Annotated in this window: 13 protein-coding genes and 1 pseudogene; 13 read left to right on the forward strand and 1 reads right to left on the reverse strand. The window is 33.7% G+C overall.

Going from position 1 to position 17,031, the window contains the following annotated elements; all coding sequences use genetic code 11:
• The first annotated feature begins 1,092 nt into the window (after positions 1-1,092).
• The 6 genes from F6K18_RS30885 to F6K18_RS30910 all read left to right on the forward strand — a co-directional run bounded on the left by F6K18_RS30885 (position 1,093) and on the right by F6K18_RS30910 (position 8,578).
• Complete coding sequence (locus tag F6K18_RS30885) at positions 1,093-1,350, forward strand: hypothetical protein (RefSeq protein WP_124143617.1); 258 nt, start codon at positions 1,093-1,095, stop codon at positions 1,348-1,350.
• A gap of 153 nt (positions 1,351-1,503) precedes the next feature.
• On the forward strand, positions 1,504-1,965 hold the full coding sequence (locus tag F6K18_RS30890) for a DUF2267 domain-containing protein (RefSeq protein ID WP_124143616.1): 462 nt from the start codon (positions 1,504-1,506) through the stop codon (positions 1,963-1,965).
• Positions 1,966-4,047: 2,082 nt separating this feature from the next.
• A complete protein-coding gene (gene arsS, locus F6K18_RS30895) occupies positions 4,048-5,034 on the forward strand; it encodes an arsenosugar biosynthesis radical SAM (seleno)protein ArsS (RefSeq protein ID WP_287526637.1) in 987 nt (328 codons plus the stop codon).
• A 167-nt stretch (positions 5,035-5,201) separates the two neighbouring features.
• A complete protein-coding gene (locus F6K18_RS30900; RefSeq protein WP_287239985.1) occupies positions 5,202-5,531 on the forward strand; it encodes a helix-turn-helix transcriptional regulator in 330 nt (109 codons plus the stop codon).
• A gap of 574 nt (positions 5,532-6,105) precedes the next feature.
• Positions 6,106-6,546 (forward strand): pentapeptide repeat-containing protein, encoded by a 441-nt coding sequence (locus F6K18_RS30905; protein ID WP_124143613.1) that lies wholly within the window; start codon positions 6,106-6,108, stop codon positions 6,544-6,546.
• A 100-nt stretch (positions 6,547-6,646) separates the two neighbouring features.
• The gene (locus F6K18_RS30910; RefSeq protein ID WP_287526639.1) at positions 6,647-8,578 is read left to right on the forward strand and encodes an adenylate/guanylate cyclase domain-containing protein; all 1,932 of its coding nucleotides are present in this window, start codon (positions 6,647-6,649) and stop codon (positions 8,576-8,578) included.
• A gap of 131 nt (positions 8,579-8,709) precedes the next feature.
• Here F6K18_RS30910 and F6K18_RS30915 read toward each other — a convergent pair.
• A pseudogene (locus tag F6K18_RS30915) lies at positions 8,710-9,578 on the reverse strand (IS1 family transposase).
• A gap of 621 nt (positions 9,579-10,199) precedes the next feature.
• Here F6K18_RS30915 and F6K18_RS30920 point away from each other — a divergent pair.
• The 7 genes from F6K18_RS30920 to F6K18_RS30950 all read left to right on the forward strand — a co-directional run bounded on the left by F6K18_RS30920 (position 10,200) and on the right by F6K18_RS30950 (position 16,290).
• Positions 10,200-11,003, forward strand: a complete 804-nt coding sequence (locus F6K18_RS30920) for a DUF928 domain-containing protein (protein WP_287526641.1) — start codon at positions 10,200-10,202, stop codon at positions 11,001-11,003.
• Between the two features lie 532 nt (positions 11,004-11,535).
• Entirely contained in the window at positions 11,536-12,261 is a 726-nt protein-coding gene (locus F6K18_RS30925; protein ID WP_287526642.1) for a TVP38/TMEM64 family protein, read from the forward strand.
• 75 nt (positions 12,262-12,336) lie between these two features.
• Positions 12,337-12,471 carry a hypothetical protein gene (locus tag F6K18_RS30930; RefSeq protein ID WP_287526645.1) on the forward strand — a complete coding sequence of 45 codons (135 nt, stop codon included), beginning with the start codon at positions 12,337-12,339 and terminating at the stop codon, positions 12,469-12,471.
• A 789-nt stretch (positions 12,472-13,260) separates the two neighbouring features.
• The gene (locus tag F6K18_RS30935; RefSeq protein ID WP_287526648.1) at positions 13,261-13,968 is read left to right on the forward strand and encodes an HAD family phosphatase; all 708 of its coding nucleotides are present in this window, start codon (positions 13,261-13,263) and stop codon (positions 13,966-13,968) included.
• Positions 13,969-14,726: 758 nt separating this feature from the next.
• Positions 14,727-14,963, forward strand: a complete 237-nt coding sequence (locus F6K18_RS30940) for a hypothetical protein (protein ID WP_124143608.1) — start codon at positions 14,727-14,729, stop codon at positions 14,961-14,963.
• A gap of 107 nt (positions 14,964-15,070) precedes the next feature.
• A complete protein-coding gene (locus F6K18_RS30945; RefSeq protein WP_287278317.1) occupies positions 15,071-15,238 on the forward strand; it encodes a hypothetical protein in 168 nt (55 codons plus the stop codon).
• A 17-nt stretch (positions 15,239-15,255) separates the two neighbouring features.
• On the forward strand, positions 15,256-16,290 hold the full coding sequence (locus F6K18_RS30950; RefSeq protein ID WP_287526652.1) for an amino acid ABC transporter substrate-binding protein: 1,035 nt from the start codon (positions 15,256-15,258) through the stop codon (positions 16,288-16,290).
• Positions 16,291-17,031: the final 741 nt, after the last annotated feature.

Here is a 17,031-nt window from a genome sequence, read left to right on the forward strand (position 1 = left end):
GCAACACTTAACAGGGAACAGGGGGAATAAATTGCCGTTTGCGCAAGCATTCCGTAGGAATCATATAAGACTTCTAGCTCTTTTGCCCCTACTACAATTTGTAAATATACCAGCGCTCATTGCTATACATATTTTTGGTCAGTTTATAATCAAGTTTTTCTATCAATCAGACATAAAACAGTAGAAAAATAAATAGGTACAACAAGTTATATTGGGGTGCATCTCATAGCAAGCAAAAATACTTTTTTCCTATATATTCCCTGTTGTCTGTTGCCAGATGAGCTGTTGCCTAAAAGCGATAAATTTTTGGCTTTATTCTTGCATTGAGATGCACCCTTATATTGAACGCTTTAATCATACTCTTCGTCAGTGAATTTCCCATCTTGTTAGGAAGACTTTATCCTTTTAAAAAAAATTGGAAAATCATTTAATATCTATATAAAATTTAATACATTATACAAATTCCAAAAAATAATGCTATAGTTTATATGCAACTTCAGTTATTAAGTGATAATAATGCTTCAGTAATGTTCCCATACTATTATCGGCATTAAAACCAAATATATTATGTCTTTTTACCCTACTCCCTACTCTCAATAATATTTAGCAATAATGCGTGAAAAATGGTATTATTTTGATGCAATGGTCGCCCCAGTTTTAGAATATTGCTACATATTTACCGGTAAATTGTGGGTATGCGCCTCCCCTTTTAAGGGAATAAAAAAAAGAGAATATTTCTTATGTAAAGCCTCCTGATTGCAGAGATACTGATAACTGATAACTGTTAACTGATAACTGAAATTACCACGTTGGGAATAGTTCTAATATTCTTGATATTTAACCACTTTTGAACTACCAAAACTTTTGATACATAGCAGTCGAAAGAAAGGTTAAGGCTTATCAAAAGCTGAAAATTCAGACAAAGTAAGATTTTTCCTTTTTCCTTTTTTCCTCTTCACTCTTCCTTCTTACTTCTTCTAATCAGTTATGATAAGATACCATAGCTATATCCAGTTCTACAAACCTACCATTTCATAAATTTTGAGGGTGTTTGAGCTATTACCAATTATCCATTACCCATGAATGAATAAAATGCCTAATTCAAATTTTCAACCTTTAGATAATTATTCAGTTGAGTCAGAAGAAAATAAAAACGACCAAAATGACGAAATGGAAGTTATAGAATCTTATAATCCTGAAACTAAGGTAATGCTGGAGCGGTTTATTTTAGTATTAATAGCAATTGGATTAATCGTAGGAGCAATTTTATCGGTTGGAGTTGTTTATATTCTTGATAAAACTGGATTTACAACTCCCCCCAGTCAACAACCAATAAATCTAGGAAACTAAAAAGCGACTGCTCTATCTCAATTCTATCTCAATTATTATCTATCTAGATGGCAAACATATTAGTGAGTAGATAAAAACTACCTGAGTAGTTATTTTTTTGTATTTACCTATGTGATAATATCTAATAATCTAATAATATTTAGGGATTTAATTATGACAGATTCTCAACAAGTTCCTGTAGATGAAAAATTTGTGCCTTTTCTTCAGAAAGTTCAAACTCAAGCAGGATTACCAGATATTTATGATGCCAGAGATATTAGTGTTATTGTCTTTCGTACAATGCGAGATTTAATGACAACAGAAGCATCTAATCAGGTAGCTTCAGATTTAAATTCTGGTAGCGAAAAACCAGACCCAGATGAAATAGCAGAACTTTGGAAAGATAATAATCCACTTGTTGCTTTTCTGAGTAAAATTCGACCACCACTTACATTTGATGGTGATACTTTTATTTTCCGAGTGAATCAAGAATCAGGTGTTCCTAAAGGAATAGCACCGGAAACTGTAATTAAAGCTGTTTTTTCTGCGACAAAGGAAGAACTTTCTCCAGAAAGAATTCAAGAAATAGCTAATTTCATGCCAGATAAAGTTAAGGTTATGTGGAACGAAGCTTAGGAGATTAATATTTTTTCCACTCTTTAAAATAACTAGGTTTGTTAGTGCAGCATTTTTTAGGAAAGGAGGAATAAAGAAGGAATAGAAAAGATTTTTTTTAATTTTCAGCACTGCTATAGCTATCCTAGATAGAATATGAACATTAGCATATATCAAGAGAATTAACCCTCAGTATTTAGATAACTAAAATTTGTTCAAAATCTATTTAGGACAGCTATATATAATCATCTTCAGTTCGCAAAGATTTGCTGATAATTTTAATTAACTTCTTTCTAGCTTTCATCCTTCTTCCTAATTTTTAATCATAGTAAATACAAGGATTAAATTTAATCTTATACTCGATCAAAACAAAATCCTGCTAATCACAACAACTATCCTTTCCATAAAATAATTTTTGAGATTTTGACTCAGTTAGCCTCCTACGGAGGAACTGTGTTAAAATTTGAATAATGTGGGTTTCATACCTGTCACAAAGGCGCACCACTAATTTCTTTAAATAAGCGTAGAGGTCTTATACCAATTTGAAAAAAGAATGCTACAAAAAAAAGCTGAAAATCATGCTTAAAAATAACTTCTCCAATCCGATAAACTACCTATTTCAATATTTACAATATCTGCGAGTGAGAAAATTTTAGACTTAAGGTCAAAAATATAGATTAAGCGGTTGTTTTGCTGGCGCACAACTGCGTTAACGCTGCGCGACATCTTTGCGGAGCATGACCTAGGAAAAAGTGGAGCTTCCCGAGGGGTAGGATAGCTTTGATAGCGCACAACTACGTTAACGCGTCAGCGTCCTGTAGGGAATGGTCTCCTCCCCATATCCAATCGACCAAGAGAGACGCAACTACATTTTCTGAATTTAGTATTAAAGCAAATGTGAAAAATCTGGATAAAACAATGACATTTTTATTTTTTATCTATCCCAGATTGAATATTAAAAAACTTACTCTCACTCTCCAAAAATTTGGCGGATAAAATTGTATAAATTTTAGGATTATCAGGGCAGTCATGCAAAATTCAAAAAAGGTGCTAATATTCAAAAATCAACAATTAATCATTATTTATTTTGAAAAGAAGAAGATTTACTAAAAGATTTTTTTGTTGTAGGGCGACAGCTAGTGACAAAGTCAAAGAGAAGTTTTCAACCTTGAATTATTGACAAAATTACCTGCCGAACTATTCAATAATTTGCTTTTATGCCGACTCCTGACTCTCTAACTTAAAGCACAGATACTTATATATCCTCGCCTATTTCTTAATTATTTCTCAGGTTAGACTCAGTTTATCTAGATTTAATTATAAATGTCTGTAATTAATAATTAAATTAAAAAATCTATAAATTGAATTTTATCAAACATCACTATTTTATGACATTTGCTATTACTGTTATATTTGAGTGTAGGAATAACTAATGATTGTTTTCCTAACTCTAAACCAACTATTGAATCAAATACTAATACCAATTTGATAAATGTTTGCTACAAATAGTTAGGCTATTTATTAGCAGTCAACCCACCCCTCGCCCCTCCCAGGAGGGGAAGTCAGGAGTCAGGAGTCATAATGAATGGCTTTAATACCATTTTTAGGGTGTAAATTATCTTTTTTGTCAAAGGAACATTTACTGTAAAATATTTTTATCGCACTTATTATTCGTAACATTCTTTTTTCAAATTGGTATAATACAAGTGGAGCGATCGCCCAAAACTCTGACCCTAGTAAAAATCTCTGTACTGGTAAAAATTCTTAAACAAACATCTACAAAAAAAATAGAATAGCTATCTGTAGTACTGACCTCATAACCTACTTTAGTCAAAGTTAATTAGTGCGAGGAAACCGTAAATACAATTGTTGATGAAAAACTTTATTTAAACTATAGTAAAGGAGTACAAAAGCTATTGAAAAAATAGATGCCTAGCCATTTTCTCAAAGTGGTAATTAATCATTAAAATTAAGATCATTACATCAAAATATAATGATGAAAAAATCAGAAAAATGTAAATATAAAATTTACTTCAATCAATACTTATCTGTCAAAAAAAATATATCACAAATTTTTAAACTCCTTATTATTAAATAATAACAATGATTCAGACAGCTTTTACACCTTTCAAAACCAAACTTGATAAAACCTTAACTAAGAAAAAAATTACTGTTTTACAAATTAACCTTGGCAAACGTTGTAATCTTGCCTGTACCCATTGTCATGTTGAAGCGAGTCCGAAACGAACAGAAGAACTTTCCCCAGAAATCTGTGAACAATTAATTGAACTAATTAATAGATTTCCTCAAATTCAAACAGTTGACTTGACTGGTGGAGCACCGGAAATGAATTATGGTTTTAAACAATTAGTTAAAGCTGCTAGAACAAATAAAAAAGAAGTAATTGTTCGTTCTAATTTAACAATTTATTTTGTTAAAGGATTTGCAGATATTCCAGAATATTGTGCTGACAATCAACTGAGAATTGTGGCATCATTGCCTTGTTATTTAGAAGATAATGTCGATAAAATGCGCGGTGATGGCGTTTATAGTGAATCAATTAAAGCATTGCAATGGTTAAACAAATTAGGATATGGAAAAGATCGACATCTTATCTTAGATTTAGTTTATAATCCTCCCGTTCCAAAGAAAAATAAATTTACCCTTCCTCCTAATCAAAAAAATCTAGAGGAAGATTATAAAAAATATTTAGAAGAGAATTTTAACATCTACTTTAACCAACTTTTTACAATTACCAATTTACCCATAGGTAGAACTAAGCTATATCTGCAAAATAGAAAAATATATCAGCCTTATCTAGATTTTTTGGAGTCAAATTTTAATTCTGAGACTGTAGAAAATTTAATGTGTCGAAATGAATTATCAATTGATTATTTAGGTAATGTCTATGACTGTGACTTTAATCAGATGGAAAAGATCCCAGCTCAAACTAACAAAATTGAAAAAATCACAGTAGCTAAGTTATTAGAAGCTAATAGTTTAGACATAATTGAACAAGTGCAGACAGCAAATTATTGTTACGGTTGTACAGCAGGTTGTGGCTCTAGTTGCAGTGGGTCATTAATATAATTTAGAGCAAGTAAAAAATATAGTTTAAATTAATCCCCAAGCTACTACTAAAGGATTAATTTAGAGATGTTTAATTTCCTGAATTCCCAAATCTATGATAATATCTAAATTAGCAATACTATATATTACTAACTTATATACAAAGCCAGCAAATTATCACAAGAACAATGCTAGAAACATCACTAAACTTATCCCCTACTTCTATGGCAGCAAGCTTTCAGGCACTTTCTGACCCATTACGAATTAAAATATTAGAACTGTTGCGTACACAAGAACTATGTGTGTGTGATATATGCGATCGCCTTCAAGTTTCTCAGTCCAAACTATCTTTTCATCTCAAAAATCTCAAAGAAGCTGCTTTAGTTAAAAGTCGCCAGGATGGTCGTTGGATATATTACAGTCTTAATTTATCTCAACTTGAAAGTTTAGAAAAGTACCTATCAGAATATCAAAAAATTAGCCCCTTACCAGCTCACCTTTGTGTCAATAATGATTAACTTAAATGCCTGATTATTTCAGTTATCAGTTAACAGTTATCAGTACCTCTACAATCAGGATGCTTGGCATAAGAAATATTCTCTTTTTTTCCCTTAAAAGGGGAGGCGCATACCCACAAATTTTTCAGTAAAATTTGGCAGCAAATCTGAAAATCAGGGTAATACTAATATCATCACCGCTTAATTAAAAATCCAAAAAATTCTATCCTATCCTCATTTTATCTTCTCTTTTTTCCTTGTTTCCCATGATTCATACTAAGTATCATACATGAAAAAAAATTGATGATTTTGCTCTACTTCCTCCTTTCATCAACAATCTTAAGTAAATCAAATTTAGTATTACAAATATCTAAGCTGATATAATATGACTCCAGTTTTTATAAAAATCAACATTATAGATAATACATATAAAATAATACCCTCTAAATTAATCCTCAACAGATAGGTGCTTTAACTAATCTCATAATTTAACTAACATCATATCTTAATAAGCAGTCGTAAAAATATTTAATCCACTCTATAGCACTATAGTTTATAAAATAGATATCTAGACTATATTTTATTATTCCAAATAATGACTAACCAACAAATAGAACGAAACATTAGACTGTTGCTCGAAACTCGCGAATGTCCCAACTGTTACCTCGAAGGAGCCAGACTTGGAGGTGTAAATTTAGGAGGAGCTAATCTTGGAGAAGCAAAATTACCAGTAGCTAACCTCGCAGGAGCAAAGTTAGGAGGAGCTAACCTGGGAGGAGCTAACCTGGGAGGAGCTTACTTAGGAGGAGCTTATCTGGGAGGAGCTAACTTAGGTGGAGCTTACTTGGAAGGTGCAAATTTAGAAGGAGCTTATCTATCAGGAGCTAACTTAGGAGGAGCTTATTTGGAAGGTGCAAATTTAGCAGGAGCAAATCTAGAAGGAGCAAATTTAGGGGGAGCAAACCTCGAAGGAGCTAGTATAGAAGGGGCGCTCCTCAGCGGTGCAATTATGCCAGATGGCGGAAGACATGAGTAAGTGCAATTAGGTGAAGTTGAGTAATTCCCATACTTTTTTCTGTTTAAGTTGACCAAGAGTGTGGAGAATACTTGCTTCATCCTAATTAGATTCAGGATGAATGGCCATCAAAATTATGCATCCTATACATTTTGTTAAGTGGATAGATAAAAAAGTCCATTCTTACGGAATACCAATATCAGCAATTTTAGTTTCTGGTGGAGCAATTCTGAGTTTATTATTTTTCAGGTACTTAGGAGTATTACAGCGACTAGAGCTATTTGTATTTGATGGGATGGTGCGTCTGGGGCCTGATGAAATCTCTGACCCCAGATTATTAGTAGTAGAGCTTACTGAAGAAGATATACAGTATTTAAGACAGTGGCCAATATCCGACAAAAATTTAGCAGATGTTTTAGCCTCTCTACAAGAGCATCAACCCTCAGTAATAGGTGTAGATATATACCGAGATTTCCCTAAATATCCCGGTTATACACAATTAGTAGAACAGCTACAGAAACCAAATGTTTTTGGCATTACTTTTATTGGCAATGAATTTGTGAGTACAACACTGCCACCTCCTAGTATCCCAAAGGAAAGAATTGGCTTTAATAATATTCCTTTTGACCCAGATGCTGTAGTTCGTCGCTATTCATTATTTATTAATAATGATCAAGAAACAATGGTGGCGTTTGCCTTACATTTAGCTCTCGCTTATCTCCAAGAATATGAAATATCCCCTCAGATAACTGAAAATAACGAATATCAATTAGGTGACGCAATATTTAAAAAACTACAACCTAACTCTGGAGGATATCAACAAATTGATGCTCAGGGATATCCAATTTTAATTAATTATCGTAATTCTCAATCTATAGCTCCAAAAATTACAATCAAAGATGTTTTATTAGGTAACTTTGACCCCGAATTAGTTAAAAACAAAATTGTTTTGATTGGTAATACAGCTTCTAGTAGCAACGACTTTTCTTTTACCCCTTACAGCTACTCATTAAAGTTAAAGATGTCAGGAGTAGAGATTCATGCCCAAGCTACCAGTCAAATTATTAGTGCAGTTCTTGACGATCAAAAGCTATTTTGGTACTGGGATGAATCAACGGAAATACTATGGATTTTTAGTTGGTCAATAGTCAGTGGTAGTATTGCTTGGCATATCAGACGACCTTTTATTTTGTTGCTAATTAATGTTCTAGCTTTAGGAGTTTTAGTAGCTATTAGTTATGGCATTTTTATCAAAATGGGATGGATACCTGTAGCAGCACCAATATTAGGAATAGTTATGACAACTGGGGTAGTAATAGTCTACAAAATTCAGGAATCATGGCAACAACAAAATATGGTAATGAAATTATTAGGTCAACAAACTTCTCCAGAGATTGCTCATGCTCTTTGGCAAGAACGTTCATATCTGATTAATAGTGGAATTTTGCCTCCAAAAACAGTTACAGCAACAATTTTATTTACTGACCTAAAAAACTTTAGCACTATCTCTGAAAAAAAAACTTCAGAAGCTTTAATGAATTGGTTGAATGAATATCTGAGTGCCATGACAGATATTGTCATAAATCATCACGGAATAGTCAACAAATTTACTGGAGATGGAGTTATGGCAGTATTTGGAATACCAGTACCTCGTACCAGTGTTGAAGAGATTGCTATAGATGCGCAAAATTCAGTTAATTGTGCTTTAGCAATGGGTCAACATCTATCACAATTAAATCAAAAATGGCAACAACAAAATTCTCCTGAATTAAAAATGCGTATAGGGATTTATACAGGAACTGTTACAGTTGGTAGTTTAGGTGGAAAAAATCGGTTAGAATATGGAGTAATTGGCGATGGTGTTAATATTGCTTCTCGCTTAGAAAGTTTTGATAAAGAACGTCATCCAGGAATTTGTCGAGTTTTGATTGCTCAAGAAACTTTGGAATATTTAGATAGAAAATTTTCAGTAGAAGCTTGGGGTAATTTAAATTTAAAAGGAAAAAAAATACCAGTAAATGTATATTTAGTTACTGGGAAAAACTATTTTTAAATTAACCATAAACAACAAATAATTTTCAATTTTGACTCCTCATCAATGTTGCTATTTTTCTACAACCACAAAAAAATATTCAACTATTTTTTCACACATTAGTGCAGGATGGTGGAAATAACGGTAGTGCGTCAGTAAAGTGTGGGATAAGTAATTAAGTCGTTCCAACTCCAAGGAGCGATCGCTAACTCAGCTCTTTGCGCAGCAGTATTTTCTTTGCGACTATGAACCCAAATCCAATTAAAGTAGGCGATCGCCAACCTTACTGTTACCTCAGTTTGTTGCCAGAGCTTGCCAAATTTATTCTGGGGTGCGATGCCATCGACCGATCTGCTGTCTGATAATTCCATTTGTGCGTTCCAATTGCTGTGTATGGTCTTTACCAATAATGTGTTCTACTTCTGGGGGGAAGACTCGTTCATACCCTCCCCAATCATCAGTATGCCATTTTCTACAGCTAGTTTTCCCTTCTGTGTTGACGATCAATTCCTCAATGAACTGGTCAGTATGTTTACCTACTCTAGCACTCAGAATTAATCCACTGGATGAAGCTTGGGTCATGCCAACCCAACAATCCCCTTCTGTCAATTCCTGATACTGGCACTGTTTTTGTTTTTTTGGACGAATGACCAAAATTCATCACTGCTGATTTGTGAGGTATTGATATTCTGGACATGAGCATTATGAATCTTTTGTCCTTTTTCAGAGGCAGCTCTCACCAAACTAACTACCGTATTATAGGCCAAATTCACTGTTCGACTAATCCCTCTTAAACTACTGCCCTCAACGTGAGCCTGTAGAACCATGCGCATTTGTAACGGTGTTGAATTTTTCTACGATAGTAGAGAGTGTCAAAAGTATCGGTGTTTGCGCAGCATTCCGCAGGAAAAGTTTGTAGGCATTCAGGACAATAATATCGTTGACTTCCTTTACTGGTCTTTCCATGTTTATGAGTTTTCTGATGGCCACATAGAGGACATTCCATGATCATAGAAAGTATTTAAGGACAACGATTATATTACCATTCCCACACTTTCGCACAGGCACTACCGAAATAACTAATACCATTTCTCAAAAACTTTTCTACATTTTCTTTAGCTGGGAAGTAGGGGAGTAGGGGCACCTGGGAAGTATGCGCAAGCTAACGGCCGTTAACACCCGTAAAGGACGTTGCATGCAACATCCTTACAGAGAAGTAAACATAAGAATAATTAACATTAACTTGACTCAAATTAGTAAAAAGGTGATTCGGCCTGTGTTAATTACTTAATAACTGAACTTTACCTAAGTATAGCATTAATGCATGGGAATCGGTATAACCACTTAAAATCAGCTTAAAAAGCTGATTGTACAATCTTTCTTACCTTCTTCTTCCTGCCTTATTCCTTCTTCAACTAGCTAGTTACACAATTCATAAATGGATCAACTATAATAGTAATAAGTCAGGGCTATTTCATTCTAAACTGTGCCATTTTATGTATTGACGAAACCACGTTATTTACAGCTTTAGGAAATTTATCTTTCGCTGTCTGAAAATCAATAAATTCATTGTCAAAATCTAGAATGAAATGACCCTGGTAATAAGTAATTAAAACAGTTACCCAAAAAAGGAACTCAGAATATGTATCTACAAAATTTCCGTTTTTCTATTACTCTCAAAACTATGGTTTTGACATTATTTTTAGGATTATTTACTACTTCTTTTCCCAACAGTACATCGGCAAATTCTACTAATTCTGCTAGTTCAACTAATGGTAAAGCAGATACTACTCTAGGTATTTCTCAAAATACCTTAGCAAATATTGTTCCTAGAGTCGAAGGCGGTTCAACAGGTACTTATGGTGGAGGATCGCGAGGACAAGATAATTGTATAGATGAGGATCAAAAACCTCTAACTCCTCTAATTCCCAAGATAAATCAAACACAAGAATTAACCCTAGTAACCTTAGCCTCACATCCAACAATTTATATGTATGTGCCAGAAAACACAGCTATAGCTGGAGAATTTATCTTGAAAGACTCTAGTCAAAAAATAGTTTATGAAAAGCTACTACCAGTATCAAATAGTCAGGGCATTATACGCATTAAAATTCCCAGCAATCAACCAGAATTAAAAGTAGGAGAAAATTATCAATGGACATTCTCTTTGAGCTGCGAAGGAAGTGGTTCTGGAACTATTGTTCAAAGCTCAATTAAAAGAGTTAATCCCAATCCAAATTTGACAACAGAAATACAGCAAAAATCAGAGAGCGACCGCTGGTTAATTTATTCGGACGCAGGTATATGGCACGAAAAACTGGATGCCTTAGCAGAAAAAATTAGTTTGAATCCGAACGATAACAAACTTAAATCAGAATGGCAAAATCTGCTTAATTCAGTAGGTTTAAATGATGTAGCTACAGAGCCATTAACTTCAACTAATTAGCAAGTTAATTCGAAGACTCGAATTAGTCATATCACCTACACTACTTAACAAATAAGGTATGGATAAAAATAACTATTTTAGAATCACTAGAAAAATGTAGCAATCCTATTTCAGTTGCGGGTAAAAATATCTTTTAATTTAGGGAACACCGGAGCTGGGAATAGAGGTAAAAGTTTCAGAGTTTTTATATATCCTTAGATTTTTTACAAATGATTTCTAATTGCTATATCTGTTAGAAAAGTAAGCATAACATCTAAACTTGAATTAAATCCTCTTTCTAGGAATCATTCAATTTTAAATGTTTACCAAACATCTCTATTGATAAAGCAACTCAGTCAAAAATGAGTATCAGAGATATCTAAGAAATCGTCAAAAAAATTATCCCAAAATACCCCATAGTCAGAATCAATGTTAAATGAAAATTAGATAAAAATCTGATAAGACTACGATGAAAATAAAGGTTTTTACCTCTATATACGAGTATCATATACATTAATACTAAGATTATTGTAAATGTCGTATATACTAATAGATGAATAACCTAGAACAAGAAACAGAAAAAAAGCCAAAATTAAACAAGCTACTCAAACCACTCTTAATTATTTTTGTAGTAGCAACCCTCCTAATTATTGCTCATAAATTTAACGCTCAACAACTCTTGATAAATGCCCTAGATTGGATAAAAACTCTTGGCCCTTGGGGTCCCATAGCTTTTATCATTATTTATATTCTGGCCACAGTTTTCTTCCTTCCAGGCTCACTACTTACTCTAGGTGCAGGTCTGTTATTTGGCCCTATTTTTGGTTCCATCTACGTTTCCATCAGTTCAACTATAGGTGCAACTTGTGCCTTCTTAGTTGGTCGCTATCTAGCGCGAGGTTGGGTTTCCAAACAGATAGAAGGAAATGAAAACTTTAAGGCCATTGATGAAGCAGTAGCTGACGAAGGATGGAAAATTGTTGGACTAACTCGCTTATCTCCTATTTTTCCTTTTAACCTACTAAACTATGCTTTTGGAGTAACTCAAGTATCTTTACGAGACTATTTTTTCGCTTCTTGGATTGGGATGATGCCAGGAACAGTAATGTATGTATATCTTGGTTCCCTAGCTGGCAGTTTGGCAACTTTGGGCACAGAAGGAGGGACGCGTACCACAGCAGAATGGATTCTTTATGGAGTAGGTTTAATAGCTACAGTTACTGTAACCGTTTATGTGACAAAAATTGCTAGAAAAGCTCTACAGAAGAAAATTTCCTAATTTTTTACTCCATAGTGCAAGCAAGAAAAACTCACCTTATACTGACATTTAGGAAATTAAGACAGGAAAAATTTGATGGCCGTTAAGAAAAATACAAAATACGAAAAATTTCTAGCGCCATTGGTCAGCAACTTTTTAATTTACCAAGAAGCTATGGAACTATTCCGCAATAGTATGATGTTGGAAGGCATAAAGCGATCGCCTCACTGAATAATTGATAATTTCAGGTTTGAAGTGTTAGGTTTTAGTTATTATAGCAATTTTATGTGAGGCTGCACAGAATTATGAAATTTATTAGCTTGTCTGTCTCTATCTAAAGTCAACTCTGATTAACATATGATTCTATGCAACTTCATCTGAATTTGGTGTTAGTTGATTCTGAGTATTACACTTCTCAACACTTTCATGGTATTCAAGGAGATTATCTAAATTATAAGTGCAGCAATGACTTACTAACCTATTACTCAATATGATTGATCACCTAATGAAACTTGAGTAACAAATTTTAATAAGCTTATTTGTTTAAGTAAAATGTGTTTTAAAAGCTTGATTTTTAGTTTTTAACTCTAAAAATATTTAGGATTTTCAGCAAAAATCTTATTACTGGGATAGGTTCATAATTGATAACTGATAACTGAAATGACTTTAATGCTAAAACAGCTATTTATACAACCAGAGGTTATTCGGTCAACTTATAACCTTAGATACTTTTTTTCTTATTGATACTAAATCCGGTTTTCATAAATGTCTTATTTTTATAGCGTAACTGCTTGATATAAAAATATTTATCAATATTGAAAAGTTGGTTTTTGCAACCTTATTTAGTATTATATAGTCATTTAAATTTAGATTGAGATAGGGTTTATTGCCTTGAAAGACTTTCAGTATAAAAAGTGTTTCATTCTTATTTTAAATTACTATAATTGTAGACCACTAAAAATATGAGTCCTGAATTTTTTTTTTGATTGTAATTAGTTGAAATATAAATGGCTATAATTTATGACTATCAAAGCTATTTTGTTCGATTTTAATGGTGTAATTATTAATGATGAATTTCTCCATGAAAAATTAATAGAACAAGTATTAATTGATGAAAATTTGCTACTTAGACCAGGAGAATACAACCAATTCTGTTTAGGAAGAAGCGATCGTGCTTGTTTAGAAGGAATACTTACCGAAAGAGGTAGATATATTAATGAAGGGTATTTAGACCAGTTAATTAAACGTAAAGCTCTAGCTTATCAACAACAATTAGAAAGTCTTGAAGAGTTACCAATTTATTCAGATACGATAGATTTTATTTCTCAGGTCGCTCAAGCTAATCTGAAAATGGCTGTAGTTAGTGGCGCTCTTCGATCCGAAGTAGAATTAGTCTTAAATAAAGCTAATTTAATTGATTTTTTTAAGACAATTATTGCTGGAGATGATCTAGAAGCTAGTAAGCCAAAACCCGATGCTTATTTGTTGGCAGTAAATATTCTAAATCAACAATATCCAGACATGAATCTACAGCCTTCAGAATGTTTAGCAATAGAAGATACTTTTGCCGGAATTGAAGCAGCTAAACTCGCAGGAATGTCTGTAGTTGGTGTCGCTCATACTTATCCTTTTCATATGCTCCAGCGTTTGGCCAACTGGTGTGTAGATTATCTATCAGACCTTGAATTGGACAGAATACAAAAAGTTGATCAACAAATTAATTCTTAGATATTTGTATATTAGACATCTGGGAAAAAGAATAGACTTTTTGCACAAGTAGGGAACAGGCAACAGGGAACAGCGGTGCGACCCCGCGACGACGTTAGTTTTAGCTCCTCTGGAAAAGGCTAGCCACAAGTGGTCAGACCCCGCCTCGGCGACAGACGCAAGGGAATGCTGACCAACAGAGGTAATAGGGAAGAAAATTTCTGAAAAAAGACACAAAAAATGATCAATATGTATAATTTCCACTCCTATATATATTAGATATTTGTATAGAAGAATACTGTTTTTTATACAAAAGAAAGTATAATTTACCTCAAAAATATGTAAATCAACTTGCAACAGATTAGGTGATTAATGTGGTAGCACTGACGGGGTAAATATTTTTTTGTTTGTTCCCTATCCTGCCTCCCCATCTCCTCTACTCCCTACTACCTAAAACCATCAATATATGTACTTAATTAACTAGGAAACTGCTTTAACTTTAATTTTCGTTCCGATAAAATACCCATGAAACCTTTTGAGTCCCATCAAAAATAAGTAAAGAACAACATCGGTTTGTAAAGATATTGGTAATAATTGTAACTTATTGTGTTTAACTGCTTCTGATATTAGTAGATTTCAGTTACTATTAACTAAATATAAAAGAATAGTTAAGAAAGCATAAGATTGGGAATATATATGCTTTGGGTTACGTCCTGGTTACTAACTAGCCTGTACCAATCTGCCAAAAAGATGATTATTTATACTTATATGGAGGTTCTATGACTCCCACAATGTTGCGTCAGCTTTGGTCTTTAATCGAGAACTCCCAAGCTACAACCTTAATATCCCTAGATGATGCTACCCTAGTTCAGTGGTTAATCAAACAGTTGAAAACTAGAAATTCCCTAAATGGCAGGGAAGCAGATTTAATTAACGAATATATCCAGTCTCGGCTGTCTTTAATTAGAGATTTAGCTGAAGAACGTTTGGGTAGCGAACCTTCACCATCGGTATAGTAAAAGTTCTACAGAAATATAGTCCTATATATTCAAATAATGTCAAATATAAGTAGAAACTATTTAAATAAATATAGCTAATAAAGAATTGGTTAAGACATAAACTAATGACAAATCTTAGACTAGAAAATGTTTTTCCAACTTTTGCCTGTTGCCTATTCCCTGTTCCCTGTTCCCTGCTAAATGTGGAAAGTATTTACTTGAAATCCTCTAACTTAGCGATCGCTAAGTTAAACGTTATGGTAGTTTTGAATAGGTTATTTTTCCCAGATTAAAAAAATCTTAATAAACTATGCAAAAATGCTTATCTCTACTAATAGCAACTGTGTTAATGGTAGTACCATTAACAGCCTGCGAAGAAGAAAGTCAACAAACCACCAGTCGTCTAGATATAGTCAAAGAGCGTGGTAAATTAAACTGTGGGGTAGAAGGAGCTATACCAGGATTTAGCTTTGTAGACCAAAATGGCAACTATTCAGGGATAGATGTGGATATCTGCAAGGCAGTTGCAGCAGCTTTATTTGACGATCCAAATGCTGTAGAATATCGTAACCTAGATTCAACTGAGCGTTTCACAGCTCTTAATGGTGGAGAAGTAGATATGCTTTCTCGAAATACTACTTGGACAGTAAGTCGAGATACTACCGTTGGTCTAGAGTTTGCCCCCACAACATTTTATGATGGTCAAGGGATGATGGTCCGTACTGATAGTGGGATTAATTCTTTAGAGGGTCTCCAAGGCAAATCAATTTGTGTTGAAGCGGGTACAACAACAGAACTGAACTTAACAGACAATCTCCGTCAACGAAACATTGAAGCTGAGACATTAACATTTCAACAAGCAGACCCTGCTTATGCTGCTTATGCAGAAGGACGTTGTGATGGGATGACTTCCGATAAATCTCAGTTATTGGGTCGTCGTAGTACTTTACCTAATCCAGGTACTCATACCATCTTAGATGTTACTATGTCCAAGGAACCTTTAGGTCCTGTGACGAAAAATAATGATTCAGCTTGGTTTGATGTGGTAAAATGGGTGACTTATGCCTTGATAGAAGCAGAAGAGTTAGGTATTACCCAAGCAAATGTAGATGAAAAGAAAAATTCTGATGACCCCACAGTCAAACGCTTTTTAGGAGTAGAGGGAGACCTGGGGGAAGGTTTAGGTTTGAGTAATGATTTTGCTTATAGAGTTATTAAGCAAGTAGGCAACTATGGTGAAATTTATGGCCGTAATTTAGGAGCACAATCTCAATTTAAGTTACCTCGCGGTCAAAATAACTTATGGACAAATGGTGGGTTACTTTATTCTCCTCCATTCCGCTAAAAATTAATGTAAGCATTCAGTGGTCAGCTATCAGCTATCAGCTATGAGTTATTTCATTATCGTACCGAAGGAGGAATTAGTATCCAAGGAGTGAAATATGTTTGCTCCGCATTCAGACCGAAAGAAAAAGATTATCCGCTAACCTTAGTAATTGCTTGAATGTTTTCATGCATCTGTTTGCGTAGCATTCTGTAGGAAATGCTAATAGCTGAATGCTTACAAAATCATAGCTTTAAAGATTAAAGATTTGGGAATTAATCTACACTTTTTCCCAAATCTTTACAGTAAAAGTAAGAAGAAAGAAGGAAGAAGGAAGAAAGGACTGAAAAAAATAATGTAGGGATGTTCCACAGAAAGTTTTTACCGAATAATTAAGATTTCAAACCTCTCCAGGGATGTCCCACAGTATGTTGCCCTACCAGAGAAAAAAAGAAAAAAACCTTTTTATCCCAGAAGGAAGAAGGAAAAATCTGGCGTTGTCTGAGTTTTCTGCTTTTGATATGTCTTAACTTTTCCTTCGACTGCTATAAATAGTATCTAGATAATTAGCGATCATACTCCTACAAAAATATTTTTTTTAGCAAACTCGCTTGCAGTTTTGAACATTCAAAAAAAGCTGACATTCTATCTTATCTATATAAATTAATGAGCGATCGCTCCAATACATCCGATACATTCAATAATTAATAATTATAGTCATTTAACTTGAGATTGAGACAAAGCTTTCTTGCTCTGAGGAAG

The sequence above is a fragment of the Okeania sp. SIO2C2 genome (assembly GCF_010692625.1).
GTDB classification, from domain to species: Bacteria; Cyanobacteriota; Cyanobacteriia; order Cyanobacteriales; family Microcoleaceae; genus Okeania; species Okeania hirsuta.